This is a genomic window from Pantoea dispersa, assembly GCF_019890955.1.
Classification (GTDB): domain Bacteria; phylum Pseudomonadota; class Gammaproteobacteria; order Enterobacterales; family Enterobacteriaceae; genus Pantoea; species Pantoea dispersa.
Genome location: NZ_CP082346.1, coordinates 2,133,808 through 2,154,414, shown reverse-complemented (window position 1 = coordinate 2,154,414; position 20,607 = coordinate 2,133,808). Strand labels below are relative to the sequence as shown.

The following is a 20,607-nucleotide window of genomic DNA, read 5'->3' as shown; positions in this document are numbered from 1 at the left end:
TAACAGTAGGGCAGAACCCTGTTAAGGGTGGCATGAAAAATGTCCTTTCACCGCACCTCTGGCCTGGCTGTCAGCCCCAATTTCTGTCAGTGTGATCGTTTTGCCTGCGGTCAGAAGAAGGAGAAAACATGAGTCAGCAACCTGTAGTGGCGGTACTGGGATTAGGCGCGATGGGGCACGCATTTGCCGCCAATTTGTTGAAGAAGGGCTTTACCGTGCGCGGCTGGAACCGCACGCGTGCCAAAGGCGAAGATCTGGTGGCCGCAGGCCTGACGCTGAGCGACAGCGCCGCGCAGGCTGTGGAAGGCGCAGACGTGGTGATTGCCATGCTGGCGGACGGCGCTACCACGCGCACCACGCTAAACCAGGTGCAGAACGCACTGCAGCAGGGGGCTACCGTGGCGCAGATGGGCACCATCGGTGTTGAAGCGACCGACGCGCTGATCGCCGGGCTGGCGGCCGCACGGCCGGACGTGGTGTTTATTGATGCGCCGGTCTCCGGTACCAAAGCGCCGGCTGAAAACGCGCAGATTCTGGTGATGGCCAGCGGCGACCGGCAGCGCGCCCAGGCGGCGGAGCAGGTGTTTGCCGCAATTGGTAAAGGGACGCAGTGGCTGGGTGCCGCTGGTGCCAGCTCGCGCATGAAGCTGGTGGTGAATAGCTGGCTGATTGGCCTGATGCAGAGTCTTGCCGAAAGCACCCGGCTGGCAGAGCAGTTCGGTTTCACTACCGACGATCTCTGGCAGGTACTGGAGGGCGGTCCGCTGGCAGCGCCGTACGCCAAAATGAAACTCGGCATGATTGCCAGCGGCGACTTTACGCCGCAGATGCATCTGATCTGGGCGCTGAAGGATGCGCGGCTGGCGCTGGACGCCGCCGGCGACGCTTCTCTGCCGGCGCTGGAAAACATCGTCGATGTCTGGCAGCAGGCGGTCGATGCCGGTTACGGCGAGCAGGATCTGGCGGCGGTTTATCAGTACCTGAAACGCTAAATGAGTCAGCGGCTCGACTTTGACTTCTCTCAGCGTCCGCTGGTGCCGTATGCGCATGATTACGCGCACGGCGATGCGGAGCCGTGGCACTATCACCACTGCGCGCAGCTGATACATACTTTGAGCGGCGTGGTCAAAGTGGAAACGCAACACGGCAGCTGGATTGTGCCGCCCAGCCGCGGCGTGTGGCTGCCGGCCGGCACGCGTCATGCGCTGCACATCGTTGGCAGCGTGGCGGCGCGCACGCTGTTTGTCGATCCGCTGGCGCGCGCCGATCTGCCTGCCAGCTGTCAGGTGGTGCAGATATCGCCGCTGCTGCGGGAGCTGATTGTCAGCGCGCTCACGCTGTCGGAGCATTACGCGTCTGGCAGTCGCGCCGAGCGCATTTACGAGCTGATTCTCGATGAGATTCGCGTGATGGACGTGCTGCCGTTTGGCCTGCCACTGCCGCACAGCGACCGGTTGCTGGCGCTGTGCCAGCAGATTCAGCAGTCACCGGGCGAGAGCTGGACGCTGGCGCGCGCGGCGGCGCAGCTGTGTGTGGCGGAGCGGACGCTGGCGCGCCATTTCAGTCGCGAAACCGGTTTGCAGTTTAGCGACTGGCTGCGGCGTGCCCGGCTGAGCGTGGCGCTGACCCGGCTGGCACAGGGCGATACGGTGCTGGCCGTGGCGCTCGATCTCGGTTATGACAGCCCGAGCGCCTTCAGCGCCATGTTTCGTCGCGTGCTGGGCGTTACGCCAGCGAACTACTTTCCGGCGGCAGAAAAGCGCCCGCCGCGTTAAGCAATGCCTGCAGCGAGGCGCGCGTTACGTCATTATCAATACCCACGCCCCACGCACGCTCGCCATGGGGCGTGATGCAGCTGATATAGCACACCGAACGGCTGTCGCTGCGTTTGCCCAGCGTGTGTTCATGGTAATCCTCAATGGTTACGGCCAGATCGAAGCGCTGACGCAGCGCGGCCACCGCCGCTGACAGCAGACCGTTGCCGCGCCCTTCCAGGGTCAGCTGCTGCGGACCCTGCTGCAGGCGCGCTTTAATCCGCGTCTCGCCCTGATCATCGCTATGGCTCTCCGCCTGCAGCAGGCGACACCGCGGCTGTTGCAGGCCGTACTGCTGACAGAACAGCTGCCACAGCGCGTGGTGCGTCATCTCCTGGCCGTGAGCATCGGTCTGCTGCTGCACGCAGCGGCTGAAATCCTGCTGCAGGCCGCGCGGCAGTTGCAGGCCGTGATTTTGTTCCAGCAGCCAGGCGGCACCGCCTTTACCGGACTGGCTATTCACGCGGATCACCGCTTCATAGCTGCAGCCGATGTCCAGCGGGTCGAGTGGCAGGTAGGGCATTTGCCATACCACTTCATTACGCGCGCTGCGTTCGGCAAAGCCTTTGCGAATGGCATCCTGATGCGAGCCGGAGAAGGCGGTAAACACCAGTTCGCCGGCGTAAGGATGGCGCGGATGGACTGGCAGCTGGTTACAGCGCGTCACCACTTCCAGCACCTCGCGCATATCGCTAAAGTCCAGCTCAGGCGTCACGCCCTGGGTATAGAGATTCAGCGCCAGCGTCACCAGATCGACGTTACCGGTGCGCTCCCCGTTACCAAACAGACAGCCTTCAACGCGATCGGCCCCGGCCAGCAGCGCCAGCTCGGCGCAGGCGATGCCGGTGCCGCGATCGTTATGCGGATGGACGCTGATGGCCACCTGCGAGCGCTGGCTGAAGTGGCGACAGAAATACTCGATCTGGTCGGCATAGACGTTGGGCGTGTTGACTTCCACCGTGGCGGGCAGGTTGATGATCATCGGCCGCTGCGGTCCCGGCTGCCAGATGGCGGCGACCGCTTCACAGATTTCCAGCGCGAATTCCGGCTCGGTAAAGCAGAAGGTTTCCGGCGAGTACTGAAAGGTCCAGCGTGTGGCGGGCTGCGCCGCACAGCGTGCGCGGATTTGCCGCGCGGCGTCGCAGGCCAGCTCGACGATCTCAGCTTTGCTCTGGCGAAATACGCGCTCACGGAACAGCGGGGCGGTGGCGTTATACAGATGGACAATCGCCTGCGGCGCGTCACGCAGTGCTGCAAAGGTGCGATCGATTAAATCGCCGCGCGCCTGGGTTAATACCTGAATAGTGACGTCGTGAGGGATGTGCTGCTGTTCAATCAGCAGGCGCACAAAGTCAAAATCGGTTTGCGATGCGGCGGGAAACGCCACTTCAATCTCTTTAAAGCCGCAGCGCAGCAGCAGTTGCCAGAATGCTAATTTGCGCGCGCTGTCCATCGGCGTAGCCAGCGCCTGATTGCCATCGCGCAAATCGGTTGAGAGCCAGCGTGGCGTGCGGGTGATCTGGCGTGACGGCCACTGGCGATCCGCCAGATTGATGACAGGCCACGGGCGATATTTTTCAGCAGGTTGAGTCAGCATGGGGGTCTCCTTGAGGTCTGCCTGTAGTCTGCAGTAACCTGCCGGACGCGGCTCACGCATAGCTGACAACCCGGCGTGCAAAACTGACAGCTGCCGCAGCGATACCCGTCAGTTAAACCCTACTGTGCTTCGATCCCGTGTTTTTTCATCATCGCGCGCAGCTGATGATAAGTGACGCGCAACAGTTCAGCGGCGCGGCGCTGGTTGTATCGCGCCTGTTGCAGACTGGCTTCGACCAGTGCGCGCTCCTGCTGGTTTTGCCACTGGCGTAAATCCAGCGGCAGCGCCGGCAGGGCACTTTCACGCTGTTCTGCTTCCGCTTCAGTTACCGCAGGCGCGCTGCGTGGCGCAAACGGATTGATGATGATGGTGTCGAGCGCCTGTTCGGTGCTGTGATGACGGTACACCGAGCGCTCCACCACGTTTTTCAGTTCACGCACATTGCCCGGCCAGCTGTGCTGCACCAGGGTGAGCTGAGCGCGCTCGCTAAAGCCGGGAAACAGCGCCAGGCCCAACTCGCGGCACATCTGAATGGCAAAATGCTCGGCCATCACCAGAATATCGCTGCGGCGCTCGCGCAGCGGCGGCAGCTGGACGACATCGAACGCCAGCCGATCGAGCAGGTCGGCGCGAAAACGGCCGGCGGCGGCCAGCGCGGGCAGATCCTCATTGGTGGCGCACACCAGCCGCACGTTAACCTGCAGCGACTGATTGCCGCCAACGCGTTCCAGCTGGCCATACTCAATCACGCGCAGCAGTTTCTCCTGCACCAGCATTGGCGCAGTGGCAAGCTCATCCAGAAACAGCGTGCCGCCATCGGCGCGCTCAAAGCGGCCAAGGTGGCGCTTCTGGGCACCGGTAAAGGCTCCGGCTTCATGGCCGAACAGCTCGGAATCCAGCAGGTTTTCATTCAGCGCGGCGCAGTTGAGCGAAATAAACGGCCCCTGCCAGCGGTCGGAGAGGTAGTGCAGGCGGCTGGCAATCAGCTCTTTACCGGTACCGCGTTCGCCAGTCACCAGCACCGGTTTCTCCAGCGGTGCCAGTTTCGATACCTGTTCCAGCACCTCTAAAAAGTTATTCGACTCGCCCAGCAGATTGTCTTTACCGTTTGCCATGATGAAATTCACCACTGATTAATTAATTTCGCTACCTTAACGGATTGCGCGGCGCGTGTAAAATACTCAAATTCATTAAAATCAATACGTTAAAAACTGGCACGCATCTTGTATTAGTTATGGGCGTAAAGACATGACAACCAGAGGAACATCATTATGGGTATTTTTTCTCGTTTCGCCGATATCGTGAACGCTAACATCAACTCGCTGCTGGAGCGTGCCGAAGATCCGCAGAAACTGGTACGCCTGATGATTCAGGAAATGGAAGACACGCTGGTGGAAGTGCGTTCCACCTCGGCCCGCGCGCTGGCAGAAAAGAAACAGCTGCTGCGCCGTATTGAGCAGGCCGAAATTCAGCAGGCGGAATGGCAGGAAAAAGCTGAGCTGGCGCTGAGTAAAGAGAAAGAAGACTTAGCCCGTTCGGCGCTGATTGAGAAACAGAAGCTGACCGACCTGATCGCTGCGCTGCAGCAGGAAGCCAGCCACGTTGAAGAGACACTGGATCGCATGAAAGGCGAGATTGGCGAGCTGGAGAAAAAACTCAGCGAAACCCGCGCCCGTCAGCAGGCCCTGACGCTGCGTCACCAGGCGGCTTCATCGTCACGCGATGTGCGTCGTCAGCTCGACAGCGGCAAGCTGGATGAGGCGATGGCACGCTTCGAATCTTTTGAGCGCCGCATCGATCACATGGAAGCAGAAGCGGAAAGCCAGCGCTTCGGTAAAAGCAAAACGCTGGACCAGCAGTTTGCCGATCTGAAAGCCGATGACGAGATCAGCCAGCAGCTGGCTGCGCTGAAAGCCAAAATGAACCGCAGCGAGTGATCGCCCCGGGCCTGCTAACGGGCCCGGATTGCCGGGTGTACTGAAAAAGGAGAGTCAATGAGCGCACTATTTCTGGCCATACCGTTAACGATCTTCGTGCTGTTTGTGGCACCGATCTGGTTATGGCTGCACTACAGCAACAAACGCAACGGCGGGACGCTTTCGTCCGGTGACCTGCAGCGCCTGCAGCAGCTGACGCAGGAAGCGCGCCGCATGCGTGACCGGGTCGAGGCGCTGGAAGCGATCCTCGATGCCGAACACCCGAACTGGAGGCAGCCATGATGAACGGACGCAAACTGTGGCGTATTCCGCAGCAGGGCAAAGTGCGCGGCGTGTGTGCCGGGCTGGCCGAGAACCTGGATATTCCGGTGCGGCTGCTGCGTGTGATTGTGGTGCTGTCACTGTTTTTCGGTCTGTTTATGATCACCGTGACCGCCTACTTTATCCTCGGCTACGTGCTGGATGAAAAACCGCTGGACGCACCCTCTGAGCGCACACCAACGGCGCGCGAACTGCTGGATGAGCTGGAGAACACGCTCACCGCGGATGAGCGTAACGTACGCGATATTGAGCGTTACGTGACCTCAGAAACCTTCAGCGTACGCAGCCGTTTCCGCCAGATTTAATCCCTGTCGCGGGCCCGTCAGCGGGTCCGCTGCTCTAAGAGAGGCGCTATGCATACGCAACGTTTTACTGCTCTGCGCCGCCGCGCAACGCCTGCGTTGAAGTCGGCGGGAAAATTCATCATCATCAGTGCAGTAACCTATGCGCCCGGCGGCCTGGCCGGCTGGGCAGTGAAATCGGTGGCGCGCCGTCCGCTGCGCCTGTTGCTGGCGGCCGCCCTGGAACCGTTGCTGAGTAAGGCGTTTAACCGCCTGTCAGCACGTTTCATCAGGGAGAGCGATGAAAAGACTGCAAAATGAGTTGATGGGGCTGATGAACCGCGGCGTGGATCGTCATCTGCGCCTCGCCGTCACCGGCCTGAGCCGCAGCGGCAAAACCGCCTTTATCACCTCGCTGGTTAACCAGCTGCTTAATGTCCACAGCGGCGCGCGTCTGCCGCTGTTTTCCGTGGTACGCGAAGAGCGACTGCTGGGCGTGAAGCGCGTGCCCCAGCGTGAGCTGGGTACGCCGCGCTTTACCTATGATGAAGGGCTGGCCCAGCTGTACGGCACGCCGCCGATGTGGCCGACTCCGACGCGCGGCGTCAGCGAAATGCGCCTGGCGCTGCGCTACCGGCCGGATCAGTCTCTGCTGCGTCATTTCAAAGATACCGCCACCCTTTACCTCGAAATTGTTGATTATCCCGGTGAATGGCTGCTCGATCTGCCGATGCTGGCGCAGGATTATCTCAGCTGGTCACGCCAGATGGTCGGCCTGCTGCAGGGCGATCGTCAGCAGTGGGCCGCGCGCTGGCACAGCCTGAGCGCCGATCTCGACCCGTTCGCGCCCGCCGATGAAAACCGCCTGGCGGAGATCGCCGCGGCCTGGACCGACTACCTGCATCAGTGCAAAACCGAAGGATTGCACTTCATCCAGCCGGGACGTTTTGTGTTGCCGGGTGACATGGCTGGCGCGCCGGCACTGCAGTTTTTCCCGTGGCCCAACGTTGATGAACAGCAGGCCGGCAAGCTGTTACAGGCACCGGCCGGCAGCAATTTCGCCATGCTGCAGCAGCGTTTTCACTACTACTGTCAGCATGTGGTGAAAGGGTTTTATAAAAATCACTTCCTGCGCTTCGATCGTCAGATCGTGCTGGTCGATTGCCTGCAGCCGCTCAACAGTGGACCGCAGGCGTTCAATGATATGCGGCTGGCGCTGACCCAGCTGATGCAAAGTTTTCACTATGGCCAGCGCACGCTGTTCCGCCGTCTATTCTCGCCGGTCATCGATAAGTTGCTGTTTGCCGCCACCAAGGCCGATCACATCACCGCCGATCAGCACGCCAATATGGTGTCGCTGCTGCAGCAGCTGGTGCAGGACGCGTGGCAGAACGCCGCGTTTGAAGGCATCAGCATGGATTGCCTGGGGCTGGCGTCGGTGCAGGCGACCGAGAGCGGGCTGGTGGATCATCGCGGAGAAAAATTACCGGCGCTGCGCGGTCATCGCCTTGCCGACGGTGAACCGCTGACTTTTTACCCGGGCGAAGTACCGCCGCGCCTGCCGGGCAACAGCTTCTGGCAGCAGCAGGGGTTTCAGTTTGAACAGTTCCGGCCGCAGCAGCTGGATGTCGATCGGCCATTGCCGCATATCCGCATGGATGCTGCGCTGGAATTTTTACTGGGAGATAAATTGCGATGAGCAATGAAACGCCACTCAAACCACGGATAGATTTTGCCCGCCCGTTGCAGGAGCCTGTAGAGCCGGCCCTGCGCGCGGCGCACACCTTTAGCAGCGACGCGCAACAGGGGTTTCTGGTGACGCCTGACGCGGAGCCGCTGGAAGAGGGCGCCGGCGAGAAAGTGGTGGAAGCCGCGCTGCGGCCAAAGCGCAGCCTGTGGCGCAAAATGGTGGGCGTCGGGCTGGGTATCTTTGGCATCAGCGTGGTGGCGCAGGGCGCCCAGTGGCTGCACGATGCCTGGCTGACGCGCGACTGGTTTGCACTGGGCAGCGGCGTGGCCGGTGGGCTGATTGTCGCCGCTGGCGCGGGCGCGCTGATTGGCGAATGGCGTCGGCTGTATCGTCTGCGTCAGCGGGCGGAAGAGCGGGACGTTGGCCGTGAGCTGTTGGCCAGCCACGGCATCGGCAAAGGCCGGGCGTTCTGTGAAAAGCTTGCGCGCCAGGCGCAGCTGGATCAGGCGCATCCGGCACTGCAGCGCTGGCACGCGGCACTGCACGAAACCCATAACGACCGCGAAATTGTCACGCTGTATGCCCAGCTGGTGCAGCCGGTGCTGGACCGTCAGGCGCGGCGCGAAATCAGCCGCCACGCGGCAGAATCGACGCTGATGATTGCCGTCAGTCCGCTGGCGCTGGTGGACATGGCGTTTATCGCCTGGCGTAACCTGCGGCTGGTGAACCGCATCGCGGCCATCTACGGCATTGAACTCGGCTACTTCAGCCGCATCCGGCTGTTCCGGCTGGTATTGCTGAATATGGCGTTTGCCGGTGCGTCAGAGCTGGTGCGTGAGGTCGGCATGGACTGGATGTCGCAGGACATCGCTGCCCGTCTCTCGGCGCGTGCGGCGCAGGGCATCGGTGCCGGGCTGCTCACCGCCCGGCTGGGGATCAAAGCGATGGAATTATGCCGTCCGCTGCCGTGGCTGGCGGAGGACAAACCGCGGCTCGGCGATTTCCGTCGTGAACTGGTGGGTCAGCTTAAAGAATCGCTGGCCAAAAGTGGTGAGAAAGCAGGTCAGGCTGCTAAATAATCTCACCTTGCCTGCCTTTCACGCTGCTGATGGCGTGAAAGGTGAAATTATCTGTGCTCAGGGTGATTTCTGGCGGGATTATTGTTGGTTGTTCCGCTACACTTCTCTTCGTCACCTGCCTCAGAGTGTCAACTTTTCATGACAGAACCCTTCTGAGGCGCTGCAAGTTAGCGTATTATCTCTAAAATCAAAACCTGACTAAGGCTCATCGCAATGCGTTTGGAAGTTTTCTGCCAGGACCGTATCGGTCTGGCGCGCGAGCTACTCGACCTGCTGGTTGCCCGTAATATTGACCTGCGCGGCATTGAAATTGCCTCGCTGGGCCGCATCTATCTCAACTTTTCTGCGCTGGAATTTGACGCATTCAGTAACTTGATGGCGGAGATTCGCCGTACACCGGGCGTGACAGATGTCCGCACCGTGTCATTCATGCCGTCTGAGCGTGAACATCGCGCGCTGAGCGCGCTGCTGGTGGCGATGCCCGAGCCGGTGTTCTCCCTCGACCTGAAAGGTAAAGTCGAACTGGCGAATCCGGCGGCGCAGAACCTGTTTAACCTCGACGAACAGAAGATCCGTAATCAGAACGCCGGCACGCTGATTGCCGGTTTTAATTTCCAGCGCTGGCTGGAGAGTGAACGTGTTGACGCGCAGGCGCAGCATGTGGTGATCCAGGGGCGTGATTTTCTCATGGAAGCGCGCCCGATCTATCTGGCGCAGGAAGATGAGCAGAACGACCAGCCGGTAGGCGCGATGATCACTCTGAAATCCACCGCACGCATGGGGCGGCAGTTGCAGAATCTCAGCGTTACCGATGACTCCGAATTCGATCACATCGTGGCGGTGACGCCGAAAATGCGTCAGGTGATCGACCAGGCGCGCAAGCTGGCGATGCACGATGCGCCGCTGCTGATTGTCGGCGACACCGGCACCGGTAAAGATATGCTGGCGCGCGCCTGCCATCTGCGCAGCGCACGCGGTAAAAAACCGTTCCTTGCGCTCAACTGCGGCTCGATTCCGGATGACGTCGCTGAGAGCGAGCTGTTTGGTCACGCGGCGGGCGCGTATCCCAACGCGCTGGAAGGGAAGAAGGGCTTCTTTGAGCAGGCGAACGGCGGCTCGGTGCTGCTGGATGAAATCGGCGAGATGTCGCCGCGCATGCAGACCAAACTGCTGCGCTTCCTGAACGATGGCACCTTCCGCCGCGTCGGCGAAGATCATGAAGTGCATGTGGATGTGCGCGTGATCTGCGCCACGCAAAAGAACCTGATTGAGCTGGTGCAGCGCGGTGAGTTCCGCGAAGACCTGTTCTATCGTCTGAACGTGCTGACGCTGAATCTGCCGCCGCTGCGCGAACGTCCGCTGGATATTCTGCCGCTTACCGAAATGTTTGTGGCGCGCTTTGCGGATGAGCAGGGACTGCCGCGCCCGCGTTTGTCACCGCAGCTGACGCCGTTCCTGACGCGCTATAACTGGCCGGGCAACGTGCGCCAGTTGAAAAATGCGCTGTATCGCGCGCTCACGCAGCTGGAAGGTTATGAACTGCGTCCGCAGGATATCGTGCTGCCGGAGCAGGCGCTGGATGTGTCGCTGGGCGAAGAGGCAATGGAAGGGTCGCTGGATGAAATCACCAGCCGTTTCGAGCGTTCAGTGCTGACTCGTCTCTATCTGTCGTATCCCAGCACGCGTAAACTGGCGAAACGCCTTGGGGTGTCACACACCGCGATCGCCAACAAGCTGCGCGAATATGGCCTCGGTCAGAAACGCAGCGAAGGCGAATAATCCGCGTTCTGCATCAACAAGCCGTCTGTGACAGACGGCTTTTTTATCAGCAATAGCCTTACTTCAGCGCTGCCAGTGCCGCTTCATAGTTCGGCTCTTCGGTGATTTCATTCACCAGCTCGCTGTACAGCACCTTGTCGTTCTCATCCAGCACCACCACGGCGCGGGCGGTCAGGCCTTTCAGCGGGCCATCGGCGATCGCGACGCCGTAACTTTCAATAAATTCTGCACCGCGCAGCGTAGACAGCGTCACTACGTTGTTGACGTTTTCGGCGCCGCAGAAGCGCGACTGCGCAAACGGCAGATCGGCAGAGATGCACAGCACCACGGTGTTGTCAGCTTCGCCAGAACGCTCGTTGAATTTGCGCACCGACGCGGCACACACGCCGGTATCAATGCTTGGGAAAATGTTCAGAACTTTGCGTTTGCCTGCATACTGAGAAAGGGACACATCACTGAGATCTTTCGCTACCAGGTTGAACGGTTTTGCCTGCTCGCCAGCCTGCGGGAAGTGGCCGGCAACCGGCACCGGATTGCCCTGAAAGTGAACATTCTGCGACATACAATTTCCTTTTAACGATGAAAAATCTGGCGTTAACCCCACCAGAACAGGTATAGCGTTTGTTTATGACATAAATTTTAAGGGTTTACGAGCCTAATTCAACGTGGAACTGCACCAGCACGTTATGACGTCATGGATTTGAGGAGTCAGTATGAGAACAGTGAAAAGTTATCCGGAAGCCTGGCCGCTGCACTCGCCGTTTGTGATTTCGCGCGGCAGCCGCACCGAGGCGCACGTGGTGGTGGTGGAGATTGAGCAGGATGGCCTCAAAGGGATTGGCGAGGCCACGCCCTATGCGCGCTATGGCGAAAGTGAGGCTTCGGTGCTGCAGCAGATTGCTTCACAGCTCGGTGCGTTACAAAACGGCATGACGCGGGCAGCGCTGCAACAGGCGTTGCCGGCCGGTGCCGCGCGCAACGCGATTGATTGCGCGCTGTGGGATCTGGAGCGTCAGCAGCAGCGCACCAGCCTGGCGGCGCTGTGTGAGGCGCTGCCGGCACAGGAGATCGTCACGGCGCATACCGTCAGCATCGATACGCCAGAAGCGATGGCCAGCAGCGCGCTGGCGCTATGGCAGCACGGCGCGCGCCTGCTGAAAATTAAGCTGGATAACCATCTGATCAGCGAACGGCTGGTGGCGATCCGCAGTGCGGTGCCGGACGCCACGCTGATCGTCGATGCCAATGAATCCTGGCAGGCAGAAGGGCTGGCGGCGCGTTGCCAGCTGCTGGCGGATTTGCAGGTGGCGATGCTGGAGCAGCCGCTGCCTGCCGCGCAGGATGCGGCGCTGGCCCATTTTATCCATCCGCTACCGATCTGTGCGGATGAGAGTTGCCACACGCGCGACAGTCTGGCAGCCCTGCACGGGCGCTACGACATGGTGAATATCAAACTGGATAAAACCGGTGGGCTGACCGAAGCGCTGGCGCTGGCCACGGCCGCGCGCGCGCAGGGATTTGCCATCATGCTGGGCTGTATGTTGTGTACCTCACGCGCCATTCGCGCCGCGCTACCGTTAACGCCGCAGGCCACGTTTGCTGACCTCGACGGTCCGACGTGGCTGGCGGCCGATGTGGAACCGTCGCTGCACTTCTCGCACGGCGTGCTTAAGACGACGGCTGCCAGCGCAGCAGGTTGATCATCGCATCAAGATACACCTCGGTGGCTTCGTCCACCGAGATGGCGGGCATTTCGGCGGTGATGCAGGGCAGACTGAGATCGGCGCACCAGCTGCCAAACGAGCCCGGCGTGGCGTAGCCGACGCTGCTCACCACCGGCAGACCGGTTTGTTCCGCCAGCCAGCTGGCCAGCGGGCTATGGTGTGGATCGTCAATACAGGCCAGCGGTTCGTGCCAGGAGACGACCCAGCGCGGCCGGATACGATGAATCAGCTGGCACAGTGCGGCGGTTTCCGGCTCTGACGCCGGTGCGTTTCCGGTTGAGAGCAGCACATCGCGCGCGTCGGCCATGCTGTTCCAGCGATAGACAGTATCGCCCGCTTGCCAGTTGGCGGCAGGGAAGTTGCGGTTGAGATCAACACCGTTGACATTGGCGCGCAGCCCGAGCTGGCAGCCATCCGGATTGACCGCCAGAATCACATGATGACGCCGCAGCGTGTCCGGCAGCGTGCGCATGGCGGCAGAGAGCGTGGCCACCGCCGCGTTTTCATCGCCGTGGGTGCCGGCAATAATCAGTCCGCTGTCCTCGTCAGCCGCCGGTGCCGGAAACCACAGCAGCGGCGCACCCAGCACCGAATGTCCATACTGTTGCCAGACGGCGTCCAGCTTACCGCGCAGCGGGCGCGGGTGGTGTGTCGACATAACCTTCCTCTCTGTCATGCATCGCGTTCAGCCGCAAAAATTGTGAGCTGCAATCCAGCCTCAACATAACGGTAAACAGCAGACGGGGAAATAGCTATTTATCAATCAGCGATTTGCGATAAAGTGCGAAAAGTTGCTGGCGACGCATTGGTTTGGCCGTCGCCCTTTTTTCGGGTCAAGGAGTCGTGATGAAACTAACTTTCTGCACCACGCTGGCCGCGCTCATCATCAGCAGCGCTCTCTCATCCGCCTATGCCGCCAGTGTGCCAGCCGGCGCGCAACTGGCCAGCAGCCAGGAAATCGTCCGCCATATCAAAGATGAACCGGCCTCGCTTGATCCGCTCAAAGCAGTCGGTCTGCCGGAGATTCAGGTGCTGCGCGATCTGTTTGAAGGACTGACCAACCAGGATGCACAGGGCAAAATCGTGCCGGGCGTTGCGCAGAGCTGGAGCAGCAATGACAACAAAACCTGGCTGTTTACGCTGCGCAAAGATGCGCGCTGGTCCAGCGGTGAACCGGTGACCGCACAGGATTTTGTCTATAGCTGGCAACGTCTGGTGGATCCGAAAAATAGCTCGCCTTTCGCCTGGTTTGCCGCGCTGAGCGGCATTGAGAATGCTGAAGCCATCACCAAAGGGCAGATGAGCCCGGACAAGCTGGGCGTAGTAGCGACCGATGAGACGCACCTCAAAGTGACGTTGTCACGTCCGCTACCGTGGTTCCCCAGCATGGTGGCTAACGTGGCGATGTTCCCGGTGCCGCAAAAGGTCATCGCGCAAAACGGCGATGGCTGGACTGCGCCGGGTAAACTGGTGGGCAACGGCGCTTATCAATTGCAGGAGCGCGTAGTTAACGAAAAGATTGTGCTGGTGCGCAACCCGCACTACTGGGATAACGTCCATTCGGTGCTGACGAAAGTGACCTTTATTCCCATCAATGAAGAATCCAGCGCCACCAAGCGTTACCGCGCCGGGGACATCGATATCACGGAATCCTTCCCGAAAAATATGTACGGCCTGCTGAAAAAAGAGCTGCCGGGGCAGGTGTATACGCCGGATCAGCTTGGCACCTACTATTACGCGTTTAATACCCAGAAAGGGCCGACGGCGGATGTGCGGGTGCGTAAGGCGCTGTCATGGAGCATTGACCGCCGCATTATCGCGGAAAAAGTACTGGGCACCGGCGAGAAACCGGCATGGCACTTCACACCGGACGTCACCGCCGGCTTCACGCCGCAGCAGAGCTATCTGCAGCAGCACAGCCAGCAGGAACTGAATGCGCAGGCCAAAGCCCTGCTGACCGCCGCCGGTTACGGCCCGGCTAAACCGCTGCACCTGACGCTGCTGTATAACACCTCTGAAAGTCACCAGAAGATTGCGATTGCGGTGGCCTCGATGTGGAAAAAGAATCTCGGCGTTGACGTGACATTGCAGAACCAGGAGTGGAAAACCTATATCGACAGCCGCAACAGCGGTAATTTCGATGTGATTCGCGCTTCCTGGGTGGGCGATTACAATGAGCCGTCGACCTTCCTCAGCCTGCTGACCGCCAGCCACAGCGGCAATATTTCCCGCTTCAGTAACGCGGAATATGATGCGGTGTTGAGTAAGGCCAGCAATGAAACCAGCGTGGCGGCGCGTAATGCCGATTACAACAAAGCCGAGCAGATCATCGCTGACCAGGCGCCGATTGCGCCGATCTACCAGTACACCAACGGGCGGCTGATCAAGCCGTGGGTTAAGGGCTATCCCATCACTAATCCGGAAGACGTTGCCTACAGCCGGGAATTGTGGATTGAGAAGCACTGACGCTGAACCGCCAGGGAGGGCGGTAAACGGCCCGGTTGCGCTGTCATTTTTACTCACACCCTGGTAATTGCAACTGTCCCGCGCCGCGCTAGACTGTATCGTATTGTTTTTGCTAGTGAGGCGAGTACGTGAACGTCATTGAAGGAAAAGCGCTGCAGGTGTCGGATGCGATTGTCGCCTGCCAGTTCGACGGCAAGGGTGGCGTTATCGCCATTGAAGATAAAGATGTCATCAACTGCGAGCGTCACTGCTGGCTACACCTGAACTATACCCAGCGGCAAAGCGCCGACTGGTTGCAGCACACGCCGCTGATCCCTGATGCGGTGCGGGATGCGCTGGCCGGTGACAGCATGCGACCGCGCGTGACGCGTCTCGGTGACGGTTTTATGATCGTGCTGCGCAGCGTGAATCATAACGCCGATTCGCGCCCGGACCAGCTGGTGGCGATGCGGGTATTTATCAATGACAAGCTGATTGTTTCTACCCGCCGTCGCAAAGTGTATGCCATCGATGAAGTGCTGACCGATCTGCAAAATGGCAACGGCCCGGTGGACGGCGGCAGCTGGCTGGTGGACGTCTGCGATGCGCTCACCGATCACGCCAGCGAATTCATTGAAGAGATGCACGATAAAATTATCGCGCTGGAAGATGCGCTGATGGACCAGCAGGTCCCGGCGCGCGGTGAGCTGGCGCTGCTGCGTAAACAGCTGATCGTGATGCGCCGCTATATGGCGCCGCAGCGTGATGTCTATGCGCGGCTGGCAAGCGAGAAACTGCCGTGGATGAGCGATGACGATCGCCGCCGCATGCAGGATGTCGCGGACCGGCTGGGGCGCGGGCTGGATGACCTCAATGCGGGTGTGGCGCGTACCGGTATTCTGGCGGATGAAGTGGCCTCGCTGCTGGCGGAATCCATGAACCGGCGCACTTACACCATGTCGCTGATGGCGATGATTTTCCTGCCCGCCACGTTTCTCACCGGGCTGTTTGGCGTCAATCTCGGTGGCATTCCCGGTGGCAGCTGGCCGCACGGCTTTACCATGTTCTGCGGGTTGTTACTGGTGATGGTGCTGGGGGTCGCGCTGTGGCTGAAACGCCGCAACTGGCTGTGATGTTACTACGGGGTTATCAGCAGGTCATGAACGGGTAATTGTGGCGGTGCAGGGGAGAAAAGCGGAAAAAACCTGATCGACATCAATAAGCGCATAGCCCAACCGGGGCAAACTCTCTCCCGCAGGTGAATGCAACGTCAAGCGATGGGCGTTGCGCTCCATATTGTCTTACTTCCTTTTTTTGAATTACTGCATAGCACATTTGATTCGTACGACGCCGGCTTATCCGCCGGCTTTTTTTTGCCGTTTGGCTTGCTGCCGCATCCTTTCCTATGCTTAACAGACATTCAGCGAACAGGAGAACGGCATGCGCATGATTCACGCCAGCGAACCTATCCCGACCGATCCGCCACCGATTCCCGAACCCGTGCCGCAACCGCAGCCGATTCCCGAGCCCGAGCCGCCGCACGATCCTGAATTTCCGCCGATTAGCGATCCTCCACCGCACCGCTAATAAAAAAGGCGCGTTGCCGGAGCGACGCGCCTTTATGCTGCAAAGTCACCGCGTTATTTAATTTCCAGCACGTCGAGGCGAGCGCTCAGATCCGGCTGATCGTCCTCGTCAGCCTGCCAGCCGACCGGCTGCGCTGGCAGCGATTCGCGATCAAAACCAATGTCCCCGCCGTCAACCACCGCATCACCATGCTTAATGCCTTTAAAATCAAACAGATTAATATCAGCCATATGTGATGGCACGATGTTCTGCATGGCGCTGAACATGGTTTCAATGCGGCCCGGATAGCGCTTATCCCAGTCACGCAGCATATCGGCAACCACCTGGCGCTGCAGGTTCGGCTGTGAACCACACAGGTTGCACGGAATGATAGGGTACTGGCGCGCTTCGGCAAACCGCACGATATCTTTTTCGCGGCAGTAGGCCAGCGGGCGAATCACGATATGTTTACCGTCGTCGCTCATCAGTTTTGGCGGCATGCCTTTCATCTTGCCGCCGTAAAACATGTTGAGGAACAGCGTCTGCAGGATGTCATCGCGGTGGTGACCTAAGGCAATCTTGGTGCAGCCCAGTTCAGTGGCGGTACGGTAAAGAATACCGCGACGCAGGCGTGAACAGAGCGAGCAGGTGGTTTTGCCTTCCGGAATTTTTTCTTTAACGATGGAGTAAGTGTCTTCGTTGACGATCTGATACTCCACGCCCAGCGTGTCGAGGTAAGCCGGCAGCACGTGTGCCGGGAATCCCGGCTGTTTCTGGTCAAGATTCACTGCCACCAGCGAAAAGTTGACCGGGGCGCTCTGCTGCAGGTTACGCAGAATTTCCAGCATGGTGTAGCTGTCTTTACCGCCGGACAGGCACACCATGATGCGATCGCCTTCCTCAATCATGTTGAAATCCGCAATCGCTTCACCGACGTTACGGCGCAGGCGCTTCTGCAGTTTGTTCAGGTTGTACTGCTCTTTTTTATTAACTTCTTGATGTTCAGACATGAATTTCGGTCTCGGTGATCGCTGGTCAGCTGCGGATGTCGCGTTGATGCGGCCCTGGTCAGGCCTGCATTAACCGTGTCCGCGCACGCTGTGGGTCGCTGCGCTGGCCTTTATGGGTGCCGGCTGACCGCAGTCAGCAGGAAAAGTCTGTGGCGTATGGTACGGATTACAGCGCCAAATTCCAGCACGATTTATGGGTTTGCCAGTGATGCGCTCTGTGCGCCGCGCGATCGCGGTCAGAGACCTGTTGCGCTATTCACAATTTTTAGTTTGTCGCGGATTTGGCAAGCGGTACACTGCCTGCTTCCCCAGGGAGGAATAAGCGATGAAAAATGTTGTGTTAAGCATGCTGGCGAAGATTTCACAAATCGATGCCACCACCAAGCAGTTGACCGCGCGCGTTGAGGCTCAGTCGCTGCTGATCGGTGCGCTGGTACTGGCCGTCAGTAAGAAAGGCGGTGTCACTGAAGTTATTGAAAGCGCCAACAAAGCCATCAACATGGTGATTGAGTCAGCCGAGGCTGACGATATGCTTAAGTCGGACGCCGCTATTCTGCTGAGCGAGTTCCAGGATCTGTTGACGATTTCGCGTGCGGTTGACAGCGCCGATGATGTCATCAACCAGCAGGCGCTGGAAGGTATTACCGGTGTGAGCAGCGCCAGCGATGACGACAAAAAGGATCCGTCTTAATCACGCAGCGCCGCAGTCGGCTACCATTGCGCACATTTTGCCAGCGGTAACTGCATATTTATTGATCTGGGTAAAGATTTCTTCTCACTGCGCTGACAGGATGGATTCAGCGCTTTTTTTAGTTTTTAAAGGTGAGGAGAGGAATAATGCAAACGTACGATATGGTGTTTGAGGAGGCGTGCCGGCTGGTGGGGCAATGCTATCTGGAACTGGCGCAGCGCGGTGCCGCTACCGAAAAAGAGGTGCTGGCCAGCGAGTTGCGGAACCTGCAACTGCGCTATCGGGAATTAACCGGCGCGCCCAATCGCGCCGTTGAAATGGCGATTGGACAACTCAAACCCTGCTAACCCAGCCGCCCGGCCTTCAGCGCCGGGCTTTTTATCTCGCCTCCACCGCAGCGATTAACCCGCCAGCGGCAGCGCAGTCAAACCATTTCCAGCGACTGCACGCCTTTGATTTCCATCACTTTGTCATAAATGCTGTGCATAGGAAATCTGCGTGACAACGTCACCTCAACGCTCAGCTCGCACAGGCCGCTCTCTTCGTTACGATTGACCACAGCGATGTGGCCATAGCGCAAATTTTCGCGCTGCAGTACCAGCAACACCAGCGGTACGCTTTTGGCTTTGAGATGGACGATAAGAGTGTGATGGCGGCCAATCAGCCAGTGGCTGATACGGCGGAACGTTTCCAGCACCATCAGCGCCAGCACCGTACCGTAAATACCGATTTCGTACATACCGCTACCGATCACCAGGCCAATCGCGGCGGTCACCCACAGGCCGGCGGCGGTTGTCAGGCCTTTCACAATCTGCTTTTGAATGATGATGGTGCCAGCGCCAAGGAAGCCCATGCCGCTGACCACCTGCGCCGCAATACGGCTGGGATCCAGCGCCACATGGTCGTTAGTCAGCACATCGGCAAAGCCATATTTTGACACCAGCATGAACATGGCGCTGCCAATACCGACCAGAATGTGGGTGCGCAGGCCGGCTTCTTTAGCGCGCATCTGGCGCTCCAGGCCAATCAGTCCGCCCAGTATTCCGGCTAACGCGATGCGGATGAGCATGTCGGCTAACATCCTTCCTCCTTATTGATTGATGTTGCGTATGAACAGGCTGAGAAAGAGGGAAAACGCTGCAATCAGGATAATTCTGCTTGCCAACGACGATATTAAATTTTGTAAAAAGCTGTGTCGCCTATCGATCGCGCACCGCTGCTGACATATGCTGGTGCGACTTTTCCGCTCACACTCCCGGAGCCCGACCGATGAAAGCCGCAACTTTACTGCTGGCCGGCGCAGCGCTGTTACTCTCTGCCTGCAGCAGCAACAGCGACAATGAACCGCCGCAACAGGCCACCGCCGCGCACGTGCAGCCGCACGTCGTGATGTCGTCCATGGCAGAAGCCAACTGCAACAGCGCAGGTGGCACGCTGGCGTTCTCGCGTCAGTTAGACGGTTCACGCATCGGGATGTGTCAGCTGGCAAATGGTCGTCGCTGCGACGAACAGGCGCTGATTGGCGGTGCCTGCGCCCGCTAACGCAGGCGCAGAGCGTTACGCCTTAACCTGATTTGAACAGGTTTCCCCGCGCGCCAGCTGCTGTAAATTGCTGAGCGTGGTTTCTGAAATCGCCGTCAGCGCTTCGGCGGTGAGAAAGGCCTGATGGCCGGTAAACAACACGTTGTGACAGGCCGACAGGCGGCGGAACACGTCGTCCTGAATCACGTCATTTGACTTGTCTTCAAAAAACAGGTCGCGTTCGTTCTCATACACATCCATGCCGAGCGAGCCGATTTTCTGCTGTTTCAGCGCCTCAATCGCCGCCTGTGAATCAATCAGCCCACCGCGGCTGGTATTGATAATCATCACCCCATCTTTCATCTGACTGAACGCCTGTGCGTTGAGCAGATGATGGTTTTCCGGCGTCAGCGGACAGTGCAGGGTGATGACATCGGACTCCGCCAGCAGCGTTTTCAAATCAACATATTCCGCCCCGAGCGCCAGCGCGGCGTCACTGGGGTACGGATCGTACGCCAGCAGACGCATGCCAAAACCTTTCAGGATGCGCATCGTCGCCACACCAATCTTGCCGGTGCCGACCACGCCAGCGGTTTTGTTATGCATGTTGAAACCGGTCAGGCCGTCCAGCGAGAAGTTGGCATCGCGCGTGCGCTGGTAAGCGCGGTGAATGCGGCGGTTGAGCGTCATCATCAGACCTACCGCGTGTTCCGCTACCGCTTCCGGCGAGTAAGCGGGCACGCGCACCACCTGCAGTCCCAGCGCGGCTGCGGCGTCGAGGTCGACGTTATTGAAACCGGCACAGCGCAGCGCGATATATTTCACGCCCAGCGCCGCCAGCTCCGCCAGCACCGCTTTGCTCCCGTCATCGTTAACGAAGATACAGACCGCATCACAGCCAGCGGCGTTTTTCGCCGTGGTTTCGCTCAGCAGGAAGTCAAAAAACTGCAGCTCAAATCCGTAGCTTTCGTTAACGTGCTCGAGGTATTTCTGGTCGTAATGCTTGGTGCTGTAAACCGCAACTTTCATTGTTTCGCTCCTGAAAAATGTTACGTCGGTATCACATCAGGATAACGTTTTCCGCGTCATTTTGCTGTTCTTCAGCCAGACTAAAGCGGTAACGCCTTCATTTGCCGGGCGTAACATGCCATC

23 protein-coding genes are annotated in these 20,607 nt (G+C 59.1%); 16 read left to right on the top strand and 7 right to left on the bottom strand.

Annotation, left to right across the window (positions count from 1 at the left end; all coding sequences use genetic code 11):
- The first annotated feature begins 128 nt into the window (after positions 1-128).
- Together K7H94_RS09945 and K7H94_RS09940 are read left to right on the top strand one after the other, a co-directional pair.
- Positions 129-992, top strand: coding sequence for an NAD(P)-dependent oxidoreductase (locus tag K7H94_RS09945; RefSeq protein ID WP_150058155.1), 864 nt, complete (start codon positions 129-131; stop codon positions 990-992).
- On the top strand, positions 993-1,775 hold the full coding sequence (locus K7H94_RS09940; protein WP_222950977.1) for an AraC family transcriptional regulator: 783 nt from the start codon (positions 993-995) through the stop codon (positions 1,773-1,775).
- On the opposite strand, the gene leuA is transcribed toward K7H94_RS09940, so the two are convergent.
- Positions 1,726-3,411, bottom strand: coding sequence for a 2-isopropylmalate synthase (gene leuA, locus K7H94_RS09935; protein WP_222950976.1), 1,686 nt, complete (start codon positions 3,409-3,411; stop codon positions 1,726-1,728). The genes K7H94_RS09940 and leuA overlap by 50 nt on opposite strands.
- A gap of 119 nt (positions 3,412-3,530) precedes the next feature.
- Entirely contained in the window at positions 3,531-4,526 is a 996-nt protein-coding gene (pspF, locus tag K7H94_RS09930; RefSeq protein WP_222950975.1) for a phage shock protein operon transcriptional activator, read from the bottom strand.
- A 156-nt stretch (positions 4,527-4,682) separates the two neighbouring features.
- Here pspF and pspA point away from each other — a divergent pair, with 156 nt between their 5' ends.
- The 7 genes from pspA to tyrR all read left to right on the top strand — a co-directional run bounded on the left by pspA (position 4,683) and on the right by tyrR (position 10,498).
- Positions 4,683-5,348, top strand: a complete 666-nt coding sequence (gene pspA / locus K7H94_RS09925; protein WP_058758491.1) for a phage shock protein PspA — start codon at positions 4,683-4,685, stop codon at positions 5,346-5,348.
- A 57-nt stretch (positions 5,349-5,405) separates the two neighbouring features.
- Positions 5,406-5,630 (top strand): envelope stress response membrane protein PspB, encoded by a 225-nt coding sequence (gene pspB, locus K7H94_RS09920; RefSeq protein ID WP_021506138.1) that lies wholly within the window; start codon positions 5,406-5,408, stop codon positions 5,628-5,630.
- A complete protein-coding gene (gene pspC / locus K7H94_RS09915; protein ID WP_222950974.1) occupies positions 5,627-5,974 on the top strand; it encodes an envelope stress response membrane protein PspC in 348 nt (115 codons plus the stop codon). The genes pspB and pspC overlap by 4 nt, the downstream gene beginning before the upstream one ends.
- A 48-nt stretch (positions 5,975-6,022) precedes the next feature.
- Positions 6,023-6,271: a phage shock protein PspD gene (gene pspD / locus K7H94_RS09910; protein WP_058769747.1), complete on the top strand. Its 249-nt coding sequence runs from the start codon at positions 6,023-6,025 to the stop codon at positions 6,269-6,271.
- Entirely contained in the window at positions 6,252-7,649 is a 1,398-nt protein-coding gene (locus tag K7H94_RS09905) for a YcjX family GTP-binding protein (RefSeq protein WP_058780608.1), read from the top strand. Before pspD ends, K7H94_RS09905 begins: the two co-directional genes overlap by 20 nt.
- Positions 7,646-8,719: a YcjF family protein gene (locus K7H94_RS09900; protein WP_222950973.1), complete on the top strand. Its 1,074-nt coding sequence runs from the start codon at positions 7,646-7,648 to the stop codon at positions 8,717-8,719. Before K7H94_RS09905 ends, K7H94_RS09900 begins: the two co-directional genes overlap by 4 nt.
- A gap of 213 nt (positions 8,720-8,932) precedes the next feature.
- Positions 8,933-10,498: a transcriptional regulator TyrR gene (tyrR, locus tag K7H94_RS09895; RefSeq protein ID WP_021506133.1), complete on the top strand. Its 1,566-nt coding sequence runs from the start codon at positions 8,933-8,935 to the stop codon at positions 10,496-10,498.
- A gap of 58 nt (positions 10,499-10,556) precedes the next feature.
- Here tyrR and tpx read toward each other — a convergent pair whose 3' ends face one another.
- Positions 10,557-11,060 (bottom strand): thiol peroxidase, encoded by a 504-nt coding sequence (gene tpx, locus K7H94_RS09890; RefSeq protein WP_058758495.1) that lies wholly within the window; start codon positions 11,058-11,060, stop codon positions 10,557-10,559.
- A 151-nt stretch (positions 11,061-11,211) separates the two neighbouring features.
- Between tpx and ycjG the strand changes: the two genes are divergently transcribed.
- The gene (gene ycjG / locus K7H94_RS09885) at positions 11,212-12,198 is read left to right on the top strand and encodes an L-Ala-D/L-Glu epimerase (RefSeq protein ID WP_141495472.1); all 987 of its coding nucleotides are present in this window, start codon (positions 11,212-11,214) and stop codon (positions 12,196-12,198) included.
- Here ycjG and mpaA read toward each other — a convergent pair.
- Positions 12,167-12,880, bottom strand: a complete 714-nt coding sequence (gene mpaA / locus K7H94_RS09880; RefSeq protein WP_141495471.1) for a murein tripeptide amidase MpaA — start codon at positions 12,878-12,880, stop codon at positions 12,167-12,169. The two genes, ycjG and mpaA, sit on opposite strands and share 32 nt — an antisense overlap.
- A 188-nt stretch (positions 12,881-13,068) precedes the next feature.
- Between mpaA and K7H94_RS09875 the strand changes: the two genes are divergently transcribed.
- From K7H94_RS09875 to K7H94_RS09865, 3 genes are all read left to right on the top strand, one after another.
- Positions 13,069-14,688: a peptide ABC transporter substrate-binding protein gene (locus K7H94_RS09875; RefSeq protein ID WP_222950972.1), complete on the top strand. Its 1,620-nt coding sequence runs from the start codon at positions 13,069-13,071 to the stop codon at positions 14,686-14,688.
- Positions 14,689-14,816: 128 nt separating this feature from the next.
- The gene (gene zntB / locus K7H94_RS09870) at positions 14,817-15,800 is read left to right on the top strand and encodes a zinc transporter ZntB (RefSeq protein ID WP_021506128.1); all 984 of its coding nucleotides are present in this window, start codon (positions 14,817-14,819) and stop codon (positions 15,798-15,800) included.
- Positions 15,801-16,107: 307 nt separating this feature from the next.
- Complete coding sequence (locus tag K7H94_RS09865; protein WP_021506127.1) at positions 16,108-16,254, top strand: hypothetical protein; 147 nt, start codon at positions 16,108-16,110, stop codon at positions 16,252-16,254.
- A gap of 53 nt (positions 16,255-16,307) precedes the next feature.
- Here K7H94_RS09865 and ttcA read toward each other — a convergent pair whose 3' ends face one another.
- Entirely contained in the window at positions 16,308-17,243 is a 936-nt protein-coding gene (ttcA, locus tag K7H94_RS09860; protein WP_021506126.1) for a tRNA 2-thiocytidine(32) synthetase TtcA, read from the bottom strand.
- Positions 17,244-17,568: 325 nt separating this feature from the next.
- Between ttcA and iraP the strand changes: the two genes are divergently transcribed.
- The gene (gene iraP / locus K7H94_RS09855; protein ID WP_010618425.1) at positions 17,569-17,934 is read left to right on the top strand and encodes an anti-adapter protein IraP; all 366 of its coding nucleotides are present in this window, start codon (positions 17,569-17,571) and stop codon (positions 17,932-17,934) included.
- 146 nt (positions 17,935-18,080) lie between these two features.
- Positions 18,081-18,281, top strand: a complete 201-nt coding sequence (locus K7H94_RS09850; protein ID WP_010618426.1) for a DUF2767 family protein — start codon at positions 18,081-18,083, stop codon at positions 18,279-18,281.
- Positions 18,282-18,358: 77 nt separating this feature from the next.
- Here the strand turns inward: K7H94_RS09850 and K7H94_RS09845 are convergent, their stop codons facing one another.
- Positions 18,359-19,015 (bottom strand): MgtC/SapB family protein, encoded by a 657-nt coding sequence (locus K7H94_RS09845; RefSeq protein ID WP_222950971.1) that lies wholly within the window; start codon positions 19,013-19,015, stop codon positions 18,359-18,361.
- Positions 19,016-19,203: 188 nt separating this feature from the next.
- Between K7H94_RS09845 and K7H94_RS09840 the strand changes: the two genes are divergently transcribed.
- Positions 19,204-19,476, top strand: a complete 273-nt coding sequence (locus K7H94_RS09840; RefSeq protein WP_021506124.1) for a putative hemolysin — start codon at positions 19,204-19,206, stop codon at positions 19,474-19,476.
- Positions 19,477-19,491: 15 nt separating this feature from the next.
- Here K7H94_RS09840 and K7H94_RS09835 read toward each other — a convergent pair whose 3' ends face one another.
- On the bottom strand, positions 19,492-20,484 hold the full coding sequence (locus K7H94_RS09835) for a 2-hydroxyacid dehydrogenase (RefSeq protein WP_141495469.1): 993 nt from the start codon (positions 20,482-20,484) through the stop codon (positions 19,492-19,494).
- Between the last annotated feature and the right edge of the window lie 123 nt (positions 20,485-20,607).

Excerpts from the sequence above, each read along its gene's own strand:
- K7H94_RS09875 (WP_222950972.1), top strand. The coding sequence starts at position 13,069 with ATGAAACTAACTTTCTGCACCACGCTGGCCGCGCTCATCATCAGCAGC.
- ycjG (WP_141495472.1), top strand. The coding sequence starts at position 11,212 with ATGAGAACAGTGAAAAGTTATCCGGAAGCCTGGCCGCTGCACTCGCCG.
- tyrR (WP_021506133.1), top strand. The coding sequence starts at position 8,933 with ATGCGTTTGGAAGTTTTCTGCCAGGACCGTATCGGTCTGGCGCGCGAG.
- K7H94_RS09865 (WP_021506127.1), top strand. The coding sequence starts at position 16,108 with ATGCGCATGATTCACGCCAGCGAACCTATCCCGACCGATCCGCCACCG.
- pspB (WP_021506138.1), top strand. The coding sequence starts at position 5,406 with ATGAGCGCACTATTTCTGGCCATACCGTTAACGATCTTCGTGCTGTTT.
- K7H94_RS09840 (WP_021506124.1), top strand. The coding sequence starts at position 19,204 with ATGAAAGCCGCAACTTTACTGCTGGCCGGCGCAGCGCTGTTACTCTCT.
- pspA (WP_058758491.1), top strand. The coding sequence starts at position 4,683 with ATGGGTATTTTTTCTCGTTTCGCCGATATCGTGAACGCTAACATCAAC.
- mpaA (WP_141495471.1), bottom strand. The coding sequence starts at position 12,880 with ATGTCGACACACCACCCGCGCCCGCTGCGCGGTAAGCTGGACGCCGTC.
- pspD (WP_058769747.1), top strand. The coding sequence starts at position 6,023 with ATGCATACGCAACGTTTTACTGCTCTGCGCCGCCGCGCAACGCCTGCG.
- iraP (WP_010618425.1), top strand. The coding sequence starts at position 17,569 with ATGAAAAATGTTGTGTTAAGCATGCTGGCGAAGATTTCACAAATCGAT.
- K7H94_RS09905 (WP_058780608.1), top strand. The coding sequence starts at position 6,252 with ATGAAAAGACTGCAAAATGAGTTGATGGGGCTGATGAACCGCGGCGTG.
- leuA (WP_222950976.1), bottom strand. The coding sequence starts at position 3,411 with ATGCTGACTCAACCTGCTGAAAAATATCGCCCGTGGCCTGTCATCAAT.
- tpx (WP_058758495.1), bottom strand. The coding sequence starts at position 11,060 with ATGTCGCAGAATGTTCACTTTCAGGGCAATCCGGTGCCGGTTGCCGGC.
- K7H94_RS09835 (WP_141495469.1), bottom strand. The coding sequence starts at position 20,484 with ATGAAAGTTGCGGTTTACAGCACCAAGCATTACGACCAGAAATACCTC.
- K7H94_RS09845 (WP_222950971.1), bottom strand. The coding sequence starts at position 19,015 with ATGTTAGCCGACATGCTCATCCGCATCGCGTTAGCCGGAATACTGGGC.
- K7H94_RS09900 (WP_222950973.1), top strand. The coding sequence starts at position 7,646 with ATGAGCAATGAAACGCCACTCAAACCACGGATAGATTTTGCCCGCCCG.
- K7H94_RS09945 (WP_150058155.1), top strand. The coding sequence starts at position 129 with ATGAGTCAGCAACCTGTAGTGGCGGTACTGGGATTAGGCGCGATGGGG.
- K7H94_RS09940 (WP_222950977.1), top strand. The coding sequence starts at position 993 with ATGAGTCAGCGGCTCGACTTTGACTTCTCTCAGCGTCCGCTGGTGCCG.
- pspF (WP_222950975.1), bottom strand. The coding sequence starts at position 4,526 with ATGGCAAACGGTAAAGACAATCTGCTGGGCGAGTCGAATAACTTTTTA.
- K7H94_RS09850 (WP_010618426.1), top strand. The coding sequence starts at position 18,081 with ATGCAAACGTACGATATGGTGTTTGAGGAGGCGTGCCGGCTGGTGGGG.
- ttcA (WP_021506126.1), bottom strand. The coding sequence starts at position 17,243 with ATGTCTGAACATCAAGAAGTTAATAAAAAAGAGCAGTACAACCTGAAC.
- pspC (WP_222950974.1), top strand. The coding sequence starts at position 5,627 with ATGATGAACGGACGCAAACTGTGGCGTATTCCGCAGCAGGGCAAAGTG.